The following is a 12,469-nucleotide window of genomic DNA, read 5'->3' as shown; positions in this document are numbered from 1 at the left end:
GTGCTCGCCGTCTGCCAGCCCGGCCCGCCGGTGCTCGCGGCCATCTCGATGATGGCGGAAGAAGAAGACCCCGCGCTTCCGGCCTCGATGACCTTCATGGGTTCGCCCATAGATGCGCGCCTCTCGCCCACCGTGCCGAACAAGCTTGCCGAAGAGCGCCCGTTCAGCTGGTTCGAGGAGAACATGATCCACACGGTGCCGGCGCCCTATCCGGGCATGCTGCGCCGCGTCTATCCGGGCTTCGTGCAGCTCTCCTCGTTCATGAACATGAACTGGGGCCGGCACGTTGACGCACAGTGGCAATTCTTCAATCATCTTGTCGGCGGCGACGGCGACAATGCCGGCAAGCACCGCGAGTTCTATGACGAGTACCTCTCCGTGCTCGACCTGACAGAAGAATTCTACCTGCAGACCATCCAGCGTGTGTTCCAGGAACACCATCTGCCGCGCGGCATTTACAATTATCGCGGCACCCGCCTCGTGAAGCCGTCGGAAGTTCGTACCGTCGCGTTGATGACGGTGGAAGGTGAGAAGGACGACATCTCCGGCATCGGCCAGACACAGGCCGCGCACGACCTTTGCACGAATATCCCGAAAGATATGCGTACGGACTATATACAGCCCGGGGTTGGCCATTACGGCGTGTTCAACGGCTCGCGTTTCGAAACCGAGATTGCGCCGCGCGTGACGCAGTTCACACGCCGGTTCACGGACAAGAAGCTCGAGGAAGCGGCGGCTGCTAAGCGCTAGGCCGCGCAGCAGGCGGCATCGAAATCCAGTAGTTCGACATCCTGGCTGAGGTCGCCGTCCTTCGCGGGCTCCTCTCCTGCCAGCGCAGTCGACAGATACTTCTTGTTGTCATCGCAGAATACGGTTGCGACGCAGGCGGAGCCGCCCAGCCGGTCAGCGGCCATCACGGCGCCGATCAGGTTGGCACCGGATGAGATACCGACCGCCAGCCCCAGTTCGCGCGCCAGGCGCTGCGCCATGCGGATGGCATCGCCGTCGGAGACGGCAATCACTTCATTCAGTTCACGGAAGTTCACCAGCGCCGGAATGAAATCATCCGAGATACCCTGAATGCGGTGGCTGCCGATCTTGTGACCCGTAGAGAGCGTCGGCGATTCTTTCGGCTCCAGCGGATGAATGCGCACGCCAGGATGCGCCGCGCGCAGCGCCGCGCCGACCCCCATCACCGTGCCGCCCGTGCCGACCCCGGCCACGAAGGCGTCCGGTACAAGGCTGCGGCAGGCAAGCTGCGCGAGAAGCTCCGGACCCGTCGTTTCCAGATGCGCGCGCGCATTGTCGCCGTTGGAGAACTGGCAGGGCAGGAACACATCCTTGCGGGTCGCCGCAAGCTGCTGCGTTGCGGCGATGGCGCCAAGGAAGCCGCCGGCACCGCGGCTGACGAGGTTGAGGCGTGCGTCGAGGCTCCGCAGCAGGCATTTGCGTTCTTCGCTCATCCAGTCCGGCATGAAAATCTCGACCGGATGGCCGAGCGCTCGGCCGAGGGCGGCGAGCGCGATGCCGGCATTGCCGCTGGTCGCCTCGGCAATCGTGTCGCCAGGCTGGAGCGCGCCGGAGCGATAGGCGCGCGTCAGGATCGACAGCGCCATCCTGTCTTTGATCGAGCCGGTGAGATTGTAATGCTCGGCCTTGGCATGGATCACATGCTCGCGGCCCCGGTAGCGCAGGCGGACCGAGATCAGCGGCGTGCGCCCGATCAGGGCTGCAAGGCTGCGCAGGCGGGGCGGTTCGCAGGTACGAAGCGGCGGTGAGGAAATCAGGTCGCGGGCGGGCAAGGCGGACATGGAACGCTCCGGAAGGCTGGTCCAAGGATGCCGCGGCCCGCCCGCGAGATCATGTCAGAATTTCGGAACTCCGGCTCTGGAATGATGTGAATTTTCGTCTATTTATATTAATTATGAAAAATGTTGATTATACAGACCGGCTACTCCTGCGCGCGCTCCAGGCGGACGCCAGCGAATCACTCGAAACGCTGGCTGCCCGGGCCAGCATTTCGGTGAACACATGCTGGCGCCGCGTGAAGCGGCTTGAAGAGGCGGGCATTGTGCAGAAACGGGTGGCGTTGATCGATCCCGAGCGCGTCGGCCTCGGCCAGACGGTCTTCGTGGCGATCCGCACGCGGGAGCATTCCGCCGGTTGGGTAGAGCGTTTCGCCAAAGCTGTGCGCGCCATCCCGGAAGTGGTGGAGTTCTACCGGATGGCGGGGGATGTCGACTATCTGCTCAAGGTGCAGGTCGCCAGTGTGCAGGACTATGACCGCGTTTATCGCACGCTGATCAGCCGTATCGACCTTGCCGATGTGAGCGCGACCTTCGCGATGGAGTGTATCAAGAACACGACCGAGCTGCCGCTTTGAAACGGTTCCGCTTACGGAGCAATCTGCTCCGGGGCGGGCGGATCGAACATCCGCTCATGACGCTCGACAGCCGGCAGAGCCAGCGTGATCGAGATGACCCCTGCAATCGCTGCGCCGAGAGCAGCGCCGAGGACCTGGCGGAGTGTCTTTGAAAGCCGCATGCCTTCTCTCCCTCTTCTGGGGGAGTACCCTGCAAGCGATATGCCGGAGAGGCGGAGCACGCGGGCTGCCCCGCGAGTTTCAGGGCGCCGCGCCCGCGCCAGCCTCTGGCGTGCGGAAGTCGATTCCCGCCTGATCATGGCTATGATCATGGTTATCGAGCACACCGTGATTATGGATCGGCAAGGCCAGGACAGCGAGGGCAAAGGCCACGCCGGCGCCCAGCGAACCTACCGCGCGCAAGGGGGAGACTTCTTTCAGGGGCTCCATCATCGGTCCGGTCGCGACATAGATCAGCAGGCCCGCAGACAGCGCATAGAGCGCCGTAAGGGTGTCCGCGCCGAGGCCATTAACGAACAGGCCGGAAACGAGCGCGCCGAGCGGCGTGGTCGCCGCCGCCGCGATAAAGGCCCAAAGCAGGGCTTGCGTCACCTTGAACCCGTGGCGCGTGAGGATCGCGAAGGCGATGATGCCCTCGGCGAACTCGTGCAGGATCAGGCCCAGCGAGGCATAGACGCCGGACTGGAAACTCGCCGCGAACGAAACCGAGTAGATCACGCCGTCGAAGAAGGAATGCACCCCCACCGCCAGCAGCGGCGTGAAGGCTTCGGCCCGTGCCTGCCCGGCGCCTTCGGGAAAGAAGGTGCGCATCGTGAAACTGAGGAGCAGGCCCGCAAAGAAGCCGCCGAGGATGAACTTCGCCGCGCCTTGCCCTGCGCCGATGGCCTCCGGCACGATATGCAGCAGGCTCATGGTAATCAGCATGCCGCCGGCGGCGAGCGCGAACAGGCCGGACTGGCGCGCTGACCAGTCGCTGCGCATCGCTACGGCAGCAAGGCCGAGGGAGGTGACAAGCGCGGCAAGCAGGCCAAAGGAAACGGAGGCCTGTAGGGAGAAGGGCATCGGCGCAAACAGTCCTGCTGGCAATGCAGGCGACGCGCCCGGTCAGGTCCGGAAGGTGCTTGCTTGAAGTGTTATAATGTTTCAATATGACCTTGGCGAGCAGAATCTTCCGCGCCGCGCCGATGATCCAGATTTTCTTCCCGGAGATGACCCCGTGACCCTCCCGCCTGTCCGGTTGACGATGACGCTCCTGGCCCTCGGCCTGCTCGCGGCGTGCGGCCGCCCCGAGCCTGTGCAGCCCGCAGCGCCGCCCGAAGCCGGCGCGCCGGAGCCTGCGGCTGAGACCGAGACACATGCGGCCCCTGCCGCAACAGAAACCGAAGACCATGCCCACGATCAGGATGAAGGATCAGCCGGCGGTACCGCTCACGTTCATGGCGCTGCCGATCTGGCGCTGTCGCGGGAAGGCGCCGCCTTCGAGGCCGAACTGATCTCGCCGCTCGCAAATTTCGGCCTTTCGGAAGCCGACGGCGTGTTCACGGATGTTGTGACGGCGGAACTCTCCGGCCTCATCGAGCTGGTTGGCGGCGACTGCACGCCTGCCGTCCCGCACGCCGAAGCCGATACCTCCAGCGGCCATACCGACGGTCATATTCACGCCACCTGGACCTGCGCCGATCCTGACCGCGTCACCGCGCTGCGCTTTGCCGGCTTCACGGCTTTCCCGAGCTTCGAGACAGTCAACGCGGTCTACATCACGGACACCGCCCAGAAGGCGGGCGAACTGACGCCTTCCGCGCCAGAGCTTTCCCTGAAATAAGGCCGGTATGAGCCAGCCCGTCATCGAGATTGAACAGCTTGCGTTTGCCTGGAAGCAGGGGCCGCAGGTGCTGGAGGTCCCGGTCTTCCGCGTGGACGCGGGCGAGCGCGTCTTCCTGCGCGGGCCGTCCGGATCCGGCAAGTCCACCCTGCTGGGCCTGATAGCCGGCGTGCTGGCGCCCCAGTCCGGCACAATCCGGGTCCTTGGCGAGGACATGCGCGCGCTCTCACCGTCGAAACGGGATCGTCTGCGGGCAGATCATGTCGGCGTCATCTTCCAGATGTTCAATCTGGTGCCCTATCTCTCGGTCACCGGGAATGTCCTCCTGCCGCTGCGCTTTTCGCCCGCGCGCCGCAAGGCTGCCGGCGGGGACGCCGAACGAGAAGCGCGGCGCCTGCTCGCGCGTCTCGGCCTTGCGGATGAGGGCCTCCTCGCCCGCCGCGTATCGGATCTCTCGGTGGGCCAGCAGCAGCGTGTTGCCGCCGCCCGCGCGCTGATCGGCGCCCCCCGCCTGATCATCGCCGACGAGCCGACCTCCGCGCTCGACGCCGATGCGCGCGACCGGTTCATCGCGCTGCTCTCCGAGGAAGTGACCCGCACCGGCGCGAGCCTCCTGTTCGTCAGCCATGATGCCAGCCTCGCGCCGCTGTTCACCCGCGCGGTCGACCTTGCCGCCATCAACAAGGCGATGGTGGCGGCAGGGGGCAGCGCATGACCGCGCTTTTCTCCCTCGCCTGGGCCAGCCTGCTCAACCGCAAGGGCTCAGTGGTCCTCACCATCGTCGCGGTCGCGCTTTCGGTTGCGCTCTTCCTCGGCGTCGAGAAAGCGCGCAGCGGCGCGCGCGAGGGCTTCGGCAACACGATTTCCGGCACCGACCTGATCATCGGCGCGCCGACCGGATCGGTGAACCTGCTGCTCTACTCAGTGTTCCGCATGGGCAGCGCGACGGCTGAAGTCTCCTGGCCCACCTACGAGAAGATCGCCTCCCGTCCGGACATTGCCTGGACCGTGCCCGTTGCCCTCGGCGACAGCCACCGCGGCTACCGCGTGATGGGCACCACGCTCGGCTATTTCGATCACTACAAGTATGGCGGCGGCCAGGCGCTCACCTTTGCCGGAGGCCAGCCTTTCAGCGATCTGTTCGATGCCGTCATCGGCGCCGAAGTTGCACGCGAGCTTGGCTATACGGTCGGCACGCCGGTCGTGCTGAACCACGGCCTCGGCGCGGCCGATCTCGGCTCCGGCCACGAGAACCGCCCCTTCCGCGTCACCGGTATCCTGAGGCCGACCGGCACGCCGGTGGACCGCACGGTGCATGTCTCTCTGGAAGCGATCACCGCCATTCATGTCGGCTGGGAAACGGGCGCTAAAAACCCGCTGGCCGATACCATCCCCGAAGAGATGATCCGCTCTTTCGACCTGACACCCAAAACGGTTACGGCCATCTTCGCCGGGCTCGAGCGCAAGGGTACGATCCTCACCACCCGCCGCGCCATCAACACAAATCGCGGCGAACCGCTGATGGCCATCATCCCCGGCGAAGCCCTCGCCGAACTCTGGAATGTCACCTCGATCGCCGAACGCGCGCTCCTCGCCGTGTCGGCTTTCGTCATCGCAGTCGGCCTCGTGTCGATCCTGACGTCGATCCTGAGCAGTCTGAATGAACGCCGCCGCGAGATGTCGATCCTCAGGGCCACCGGGGCGCGGCCGCATCACATTTTCGTGTTGCTCGTGCTTGAGGCCGGCCTCGTCGGCTTCCTCGGTGCCGTCGTCGGCATCGCGCTGGTGCACGGCCTGATCGCTGTCCTGGCGCCGATCCTGCAGGCCCAGTACGGCGTGGCCTTCTCGATGGGCGCGCCGGGGCTGGTGGATCTGGCGGTTCTGGGCGCGGTGACGGGGGCCTCGCTGCTGATCGGTGCTGTGCCGGCGCTTGCCGCCATGCGCCGTTCGCTCGCCGATGGGCTGAGCGTCAGGCTTTAGCGGAATCGCGCCTCCGGTATGTGAAATCAGGTGCTGGCCTGTCCGCCGCCGCGCCGGTATGAAGATGTAATGACCAACCGTTTTAACGCCTTCTACGCCTCGATTCTCGCCGCCGCGCTGGTTGCCTGCACCGACGCGTCCACCCAGCCGGCGGAAGCCGCTCCGGCGGCGACCAAACCTGCGGCCACCAGCACCGCAAAGGCGCCGGAGCCGAAGGTGGGCGACAAGATCGGCGAGACCGCTGCAGACCGCGCCGCCGCCCGCGAGGCCAAGGCCGTCCAGCGCGCCGCCGATGCCAAGAAGCGCGACACCGAACTCGCCGCTCGCGGCGTCAAGCGGATCGGCTGGGAAGACCTGATGCCGGAAGGGGAGGAGGAACGCCTCGCCCAGATGTACCAGGCGCAGATGTCGATGCTCTATTCCGGCGCCGGTATCGCCGAAGGCTCGGCCGGAGATGTTGCGACCCAGATCGGCACGTTCAACACGGTCAAGGAACTGAACGGCAAGAAAATCCGCATCCCCGGCTATACAGTGCCGTTTGAATACGGCGCCGATGCTCAGATCAAGGAATTCCTGCTGGTGCCGTATTTCGGCGCCTGCATCCATGCGCCGCCGCCGCCGCCGAACCAGACCGTGTTCGTCATGGCCGACAAGCCGATCAAGATGAAAGACCTCGCGCAGGCCGTCTGGATCGAAGGCACGATCCATACCCAGACGCAGGAAAGCGACCTGGCGGATGCCGCCTATACGATCAAACTGACGGCGATCGAGGAATACACTTACTGACGTGACGATCCGCGATCCCTCCGCCATCCAGGTCGTTGCCTGGGACTTTGACGGCGTTCTCAACCGGAATGTCCAGAACGGCGTGTTCGCCTGGTCGCGCACCTTCGAGCGCGACCTCGGCCTGTCGTTGCATTCCTTCAGCCGCCACCTCTTCGACGGGCGTTTCCAGAAGGCGATGAAGGGCGAGGCCTGCCTCATCGAGATCGTCACCGAATGGACCGAGAAGAATGCCGCCCACGGGCGCGCGGATGAGATCCTTGATTACTGGTTCACCCGCGATGCCTTGCCCGACGCCGACACGCTCGCGATTGTCACGGCGCTGAAGGGGAAGGGCGTGCGCAATGTCATGGCCACCAACAATGAAGTCCATCGCACGAACTTCATCGAGCACCAGATGGGCTTCAACCTGCATGTCGAGCGCATCTTCGCTGCCGGCCGCATGAAGATCGCCAAGCCCGACACCAGCTATTTCGCGCATATCGAGGAAGAGTTGCAGGCTGACCCGTCCACGCTGCTGCTGGTTGACGACATGCATGAAAACATCCTCGCGGCGCGCGGGCGCGGCTGGCAGGCCTTCCACTTCACCGAGGGCTCGCACGCCGCACTTGCCGAAGCGCTCGGGCTTGCTGCCTAGCCGGGCGGCCTAATCCGGCGGATCGTCCCCCAGCAGGTAGCGCGGCCCAGCCCCCTTTGCGCCTGCCGCGTCCTTCACGTTGTAGAGGGCGCATTTCTTCAGCGAGAGACAGCCGCACCCGATGCAGCCATCGAGCCGGTTGCGCATCTGGGTCAGCGACAGGATCTGGGCGTCCAGTGAAGCGCGGATCGAGCGGCTGATCCGGGCCCAGTCTTCGGCGGTGGGCGTGCGCGCACTCGGCAGTTTCGCCAGCTCCGCTGCGATCGCCTCGATCGACAGGCCCAACTGCTGCGCGATGCGGATGAAAGAGAGGCGCCGGATGTCCGCACGCCGGAACCGGCGCTGGCCGCCCGGGCTGCGCACAGGCGCAATCAGGCCTTTCGCCTCGTAGAAACGGATCGCGGACACGGACAGGCCAGTCCGGGCCGCCATGTCGCCGATCAGCATCACATCGTCCGCGCGCATCGCGCAACCTCCGAAAATAGTTCTTGACCTCAATCTAGGTTGAGGTTGCAGGCATGCTGGCGTCAACCCCTTGAAGCTACTCAAAAGGAGACCGGGACCATGACGCAGGTCAGGATTGAGCATGTGAACGTAAGTGTCAGCGACCCGGCCCGGACGGCCGCGATGCTGATGGATCTCTTCGGCTGGCACATCCGCTGGCAGCGCAAGGCGGCCGGCGGCGGCGATACCATCCATGTCGGATCGGACACGGACTATCTCGCCGTCTATGCCCTCCGGCCGGACGCAAACGGGCGTGCGCAGTTCGCCAAGGGTGCGCCGCTCAATCATGTCGGCATCGAGGTCGGCGACCTGGACGCGGTCGAGCGGCGGGTCATCGCGCGCGGCCTCGTCGCGTTCGCCCACGGTGACTATGAGCCCGGCCGGCGCTTTTATTTCTTCGATGAAGACGGGATCGAATACGAGATCGTCAGCTACACAAAACCCTGAGCGAGCAGGAACACACCAGCCCTGAGCCCGCCCCGTGCGCGGCACGCGGAACATGCCTGGGCAAAAAATCCGGGGCGCCTTTTGGCCCCCCCCTCACTACTCTACACTGTACTCTACTGTTCCCGAGAATGCAGGACGAATCCTAACGCTCCGTGAACGCCTTGGCGCGACTAGCTCTGTTTGGCGAGCAGGTTGCGGATCTCTTCCAGCAGCACTTCCTGGCGCGGCGGGGCCGGAGGCGGGGCGGCGGCTTCCTTTTTCTTCAGGTTGTTCATCGCCTTCACCACGAAGAACAGGGCGAAAGCCATGATCACGAAGGCGATGATGTTGTTGATGAACAGCCCATAGGCGATCACCGGCGCGCCGGCGTCGCGCGCGGCGGCCAGCGACGTGAACGTACCTTCGCCGAGGTTCAGGAACATGTCCGAGAAATCGGCGCCGCCGGTGAGGCGCCCGAGGATCGGCATCATGATGTCGTTGACTAGCGACGAGACGATGGTGCCGAAGGCGCCGCCGAGGATGAAGCCGACCGCGAGGTCGACGAGATTGCCCTTAAGGGCGAATTCTTTAAATTCCTTAAGCATTTTATGCCCCTTCTGCACACGGCCAGAGGCCTGAAAGCCCCATGTCCAGATTGCGGGGTTCGAACTCAGCGTCAAGCGGGGGGCGCATGCAACGCGAGCATTGCGGGCGTTTATCGCGCCTCGGGATCGTCGCCGCCATTCACGCGGGCGCGCAGTTCCTTGCCGGCCTTGAAGAAGGGTACGGCCTTGGCCGGAACCTTGACCGGTTCGCCGGTGCGCGGATTGCGCCCCTTGCGGGCATCGCGCTTGCGCACGGAAAACGCACCGAAGCCGCGCAGCTCCACCCGGTCACCGCGCGCGAGCGCGCCGCCGATTTCCTCCAGGATGACGTTCACGAGCTTTTCCACGTCTTCGTGACGCAGGTGCGGGTATTCAGCCGCGAGCTTGTCGATGAGTTGGGACTTCAGCATCCTGTTGATAATAAACGCATTTGCGGCGGAAGCGCTAGGCCCCCGCCGCAAACATTGCCTGAATTTTAGGTTGGCTCCGGTCCGCAACCTACCGGTATCAGCCTTCGGACATCAGCTCTTCAGCCTGGCCCTTCCAGTCGTCACGCTCCATCCGGCCCTGGAAAGCGAGCTCTTCTTCGAGGCTCGACACCTGCTCGTCGGACAGGGCAGCGATCTGCCAGAAGTGGAAGATGCCGGCTTCGTGCAGCTTCTTTTCGAAGGCCGGGCCGACGCCTTTGATCTTCTTCAAATCGTCGGCGTCACCTTGTGCGGCGGTCAGACGGCCACGGGCGTCGAGCGACTTGGCATCGCCTTTTGCAGCCGCAGGTGCGGCCCTGGCCTTGGCTTTGGTGCCCGACGAGGCAAGCGCCGCGCCGAGGATGTCACCGAGGGAGGCGCCGGCATCGGCCGAGCCATACTGGGCAACGGCTTCGGCTTCTTCGGCGATCTCAAGGGCCTTGATCGAGAGCGAGACACGGCGCGAGGCACGGTCGAACGTCACGACCTTTGCGTCGACCTTGTCGCCAACCGCAAAGCGCTCGGGGCGTTGGTCTGCCCGGTCACGCGAGAGGTCCGAACGGCGGATGAAGGTGCGGACTGCCGGCGTGCCGAATTCGACTTCCAGACCACCCGAGGTCACTTCCACCACGGTGCAGGTCACGGTCGAGCCGCGCTTGATGCCGCCGCCTTCGCCGCCGCCGCCGCTGCTGGCAGCTTCGATCGGGTCACCGGACAGTTGCTTGATGCCGAGCGAGATGCGCTCCTTGTCCACATCGACGTCCAGCACTTTCGCACTGACGCGGTCACCCTTGGTGAAGGCTTCGATCGCCTGGTCACCGGGCTTGTCCCACGAGATATCGTTGATGTGCACCATGCCGTCGAGGTCGGGGCCGAGGCCCACGAACAGGCCGAACTCGGTGATACCGCGCACTTCGCCCTCGATTTGCGAGCCAACCGGATGTTCGGCAAGGAAGGCGTTCCATGGATTGTCCATGGTCTGCTTGAGGCCAAGCGAGATGCGGCGCTTGTCGCTGTCCACGTCCAGCACTTCCACTTCGACTTCCTGCGAGGTCGAGAGGATCTTGCCAGGGTGCACGTTCTTCTTGGTCCAGCTCATTTCGGAGACGTGGATCAGGCCTTCGACACCATCTTCCAGTTCCACGAACGCGCCGTAGTCGGTGATGTTGGTGACGATGCCCTTCAGGCGCGCGCCTGACGGGTAACGGGCCGAGATATTGTCCCACGGATCCGAGCCCAGCTGTTTCATGCCGAGCGAGATACGCTGGGTTTCCGGGTTGATCTTGATGATCTGGACTTCGACTTCCTGGCCGACTTCGACAACCTGCGACGGATGGTTGATCCGCTTGTAGGACATGTCGGTGACGTGCAGCAGGCCGTCGATGCCGCCAAGGTCAACGAACGCACCGTAATCGGTGATGTTCTTGACGACGCCTTTGCGGACATCGCCCTCTTTCATGTCGGAGACGATTTCGGCGCGCTGTTCGGCGCGGCTCTCTTCGAGGATCGCACGGCGCGAGACAACGATGTTGCCGCGGACGCGGTCGAGCTTGAGCACCGCGAACGGCTGCACTTCGCCCATCAGCGGGCCGACATCGCGCACCGGGCGGATATCAACCTGCGAGCCGGGAAGGAAGGCGTTGACGCCGCCGAGGTCGACCGTAAAGCCGCCCTTGACGCGGCCTGAGATGGCGCCCTTGACAGGCTCGCCCTTGGCGAAGCTGCGCTCGAGCTTGACCCAGCGCTCTTCGCGGCGGGCTTTCTCGCGGCTGAGGACGGCCTCGCCGAGCGCGTTCTCGATCCGGTCGAGATAGACATCGACGATGTCGCCAGGAGCCGGCTGTTTGTCCTCGAGGGAAAATTCCTTGATGTCGATCCGGCCTTCGGTCTTCAGGCCGATGTCGACGACGATCGAGTCACTGTCGATGCGCAGGACGGTGGCCGGGATGACCTGGCCTTCCTTCATGGCGCCAGCGGCGGCCGAGCTCTCGAACATCGAGGCAAAGTCGGCGGGGGTAGGGTTCATTGACTTGTTCATTGGGTCTCCGGGGAAGGGCTCATGGACGGTTCTGAGGCAGGCGTGCACCATTGCAGCCTGCGGACATCCGGCCCCATCAGTGTATTGGGGGGTGGTCTGATTTTCGTTGCGGCGCCGCCTGTTTGGATTGAGCCTTTCGGCCCTCAACCGGTCTTTCCACGGGCGAGGGCAGCCTCTACAGCCGCCACCGCCTTTTCCACAGCCGCGTCTATAGTGAGATCAGTGGTATCTATCAAGATGGCATCGGCGGCCATCGCGGCGGGGGCATCGGCCCGGCCCTGGTCGCGCGCATCGCGGATTTTCAGCTGCTGGGTCACGGTTTCCAGGGAGATCGGGTCGCCGCCCTCGGACAGTTCCTTCCAGCGCCGGGCCGAGCGCTGGTTAACATCGGCGTCCACCCACAGCTTCACATCCGCGTCCGGGGCGATCACCGTGCCAATATCGCGCCCGTCCAGCAGCGCGCCCCCGGCCTGCGTCGCGAAGGCCCTCTGCAGCTCGAAAAGGGCCTGACGCACCGAGGGGATGGCCGCCACCACGCTCGCCGCCTTGCCGGCTTCGGCCGAGCGCAGCTCGTGTTCGATGAAATCGTTGAGGTCCAGTGACCGGGCAAGGTCCGCCAGCGGTCCGGCTGCGTCCAGCGCCACGCCATGCTTGAGCGCGGCCACGCCCACCGCCCGGTAAAGCCGCCCGGTATCCATATGCGCCAGCCCGTACCAGCCCGACAGCCGCTTGGCGATCGTGCCCTTCCCGGAAGCTGTCGTGCCGTCAATCGCGATGATCATGCAGGCGGGGAGTGCGGCAGGGCATATACTGAGTCAAGCGGC

The 12,469-nt window shown here is 64.6% G+C and carries 15 protein-coding genes and 1 pseudogene; 8 read left to right on the top strand and 8 right to left on the bottom strand.

Going from position 1 to position 12,469, the window contains the following annotated elements; genetic code table 11:
* Positions 1 to 750: polyhydroxyalkanoate depolymerase (gene phaZ, locus WEA77_RS10830; RefSeq protein ID WP_368067891.1), on the top strand; the 750-nt coding region annotated here is incomplete at its 5' end.
* On the opposite strand, the gene WEA77_RS10825 is transcribed toward phaZ, so the two are convergent.
* A complete protein-coding gene (locus WEA77_RS10825) occupies positions 747 to 1,811 on the bottom strand; it encodes a PLP-dependent cysteine synthase family protein (RefSeq protein ID WP_368067890.1) in 1,065 nt (354 codons plus the stop codon). The two genes, phaZ and WEA77_RS10825, sit on opposite strands and share 4 nt — an antisense overlap.
* A 113-nt stretch (positions 1,812 to 1,924) precedes the next feature.
* Between WEA77_RS10825 and WEA77_RS10820 the strand changes: the two genes are divergently transcribed.
* Entirely contained in the window at positions 1,925 to 2,383 is a 459-nt protein-coding gene (locus WEA77_RS10820) for an Lrp/AsnC family transcriptional regulator (RefSeq protein ID WP_368067889.1), read from the top strand.
* Positions 2,384 to 2,394: 11 nt separating this feature from the next.
* Here WEA77_RS10820 and WEA77_RS10815 read toward each other — a convergent pair whose 3' ends face one another.
* Both WEA77_RS10815 and WEA77_RS10810 read right to left on the bottom strand, forming a co-directional pair.
* The gene (locus WEA77_RS10815; RefSeq protein ID WP_368067888.1) at positions 2,395 to 2,544 is read right to left on the bottom strand and encodes a hypothetical protein; all 150 of its coding nucleotides are present in this window, start codon (positions 2,542 to 2,544) and stop codon (positions 2,395 to 2,397) included.
* Between the two features lie 79 nt (positions 2,545 to 2,623).
* The gene (locus WEA77_RS10810) at positions 2,624 to 3,445 is read right to left on the bottom strand and encodes a ZIP family metal transporter (protein ID WP_368067887.1); all 822 of its coding nucleotides are present in this window, start codon (positions 3,443 to 3,445) and stop codon (positions 2,624 to 2,626) included.
* A 154-nt stretch (positions 3,446 to 3,599) separates the two neighbouring features.
* On the opposite strand from WEA77_RS10810, the gene WEA77_RS10805 reads away from it, so the two are divergent.
* The 5 genes from WEA77_RS10805 to WEA77_RS10785 all read left to right on the top strand — a co-directional run bounded on the left by WEA77_RS10805 (position 3,600) and on the right by WEA77_RS10785 (position 7,605).
* Positions 3,600 to 4,205 carry a DUF2796 domain-containing protein gene (locus WEA77_RS10805; protein ID WP_368067886.1) on the top strand — a complete coding sequence of 202 codons (606 nt, stop codon included), beginning with the start codon at positions 3,600 to 3,602 and terminating at the stop codon, positions 4,203 to 4,205.
* Positions 4,206 to 4,212: 7 nt separating this feature from the next.
* Positions 4,213 to 4,920: an ABC transporter ATP-binding protein gene (locus WEA77_RS10800; protein ID WP_368067885.1), complete on the top strand. Its 708-nt coding sequence runs from the start codon at positions 4,213 to 4,215 to the stop codon at positions 4,918 to 4,920.
* Positions 4,917 to 6,185 (top strand): ABC transporter permease, encoded by a 1,269-nt coding sequence (locus WEA77_RS10795; RefSeq protein WP_368067884.1) that lies wholly within the window; start codon positions 4,917 to 4,919, stop codon positions 6,183 to 6,185. Before WEA77_RS10800 ends, WEA77_RS10795 begins: the two co-directional genes overlap by 4 nt.
* A gap of 69 nt (positions 6,186 to 6,254) precedes the next feature.
* A complete protein-coding gene (locus tag WEA77_RS10790) occupies positions 6,255 to 6,971 on the top strand; it encodes a DUF3299 domain-containing protein (RefSeq protein ID WP_368067883.1) in 717 nt (238 codons plus the stop codon).
* Between the two features lies 1 nt (position 6,972).
* The gene (locus tag WEA77_RS10785; RefSeq protein ID WP_368067882.1) at positions 6,973 to 7,605 is read left to right on the top strand and encodes an HAD-IA family hydrolase; all 633 of its coding nucleotides are present in this window, start codon (positions 6,973 to 6,975) and stop codon (positions 7,603 to 7,605) included.
* A 9-nt stretch (positions 7,606 to 7,614) separates the two neighbouring features.
* Here WEA77_RS10785 and soxR read toward each other — a convergent pair whose 3' ends face one another.
* Positions 7,615 to 8,070: a redox-sensitive transcriptional activator SoxR gene (gene soxR, locus WEA77_RS10780; RefSeq protein WP_368067881.1), complete on the bottom strand. Its 456-nt coding sequence runs from the start codon at positions 8,068 to 8,070 to the stop codon at positions 7,615 to 7,617.
* 99 nt (positions 8,071 to 8,169) lie between these two features.
* Here soxR and WEA77_RS10775 point away from each other — a divergent pair, with 99 nt between their 5' ends.
* Positions 8,170 to 8,556 (top strand): VOC family protein, encoded by a 387-nt coding sequence (locus tag WEA77_RS10775; protein ID WP_368067880.1) that lies wholly within the window; start codon positions 8,170 to 8,172, stop codon positions 8,554 to 8,556.
* A gap of 170 nt (positions 8,557 to 8,726) precedes the next feature.
* Here the strand turns inward: WEA77_RS10775 and mscL are convergent, their stop codons facing one another.
* From mscL to cmk, 4 genes and pseudogenes are all read right to left on the bottom strand, one after another.
* Positions 8,727 to 9,140, bottom strand: coding sequence for a large conductance mechanosensitive channel protein MscL (gene mscL / locus WEA77_RS10770; RefSeq protein ID WP_368067879.1), 414 nt, complete (start codon positions 9,138 to 9,140; stop codon positions 8,727 to 8,729).
* Between the two features lie 110 nt (positions 9,141 to 9,250).
* Positions 9,251 to 9,550: an integration host factor subunit beta gene (locus WEA77_RS10765; RefSeq protein ID WP_368067878.1), complete on the bottom strand. Its 300-nt coding sequence runs from the start codon at positions 9,548 to 9,550 to the stop codon at positions 9,251 to 9,253.
* Positions 9,551 to 9,947: 397 nt separating this feature from the next.
* Positions 9,948 to 11,645: pseudogene (gene rpsA, locus WEA77_RS10760) on the bottom strand (30S ribosomal protein S1); the annotation flags it as partial.
* A gap of 143 nt (positions 11,646 to 11,788) precedes the next feature.
* Entirely contained in the window at positions 11,789 to 12,427 is a 639-nt protein-coding gene (gene cmk / locus WEA77_RS10755; RefSeq protein WP_368067877.1) for a (d)CMP kinase, read from the bottom strand.
* Positions 12,428 to 12,469 lie beyond the last annotated feature (42 nt).

Origin of the sequence: Hyphomonas sp. (assembly GCF_040882205.1) — a bacterium.
GTDB lineage: Bacteria > Pseudomonadota > Alphaproteobacteria > Caulobacterales > Hyphomonadaceae > Hyphomonas.
Note: the sequence above shows the minus strand (reverse complement) of the source record. Positions and strands in the feature narration are given on the sequence as shown.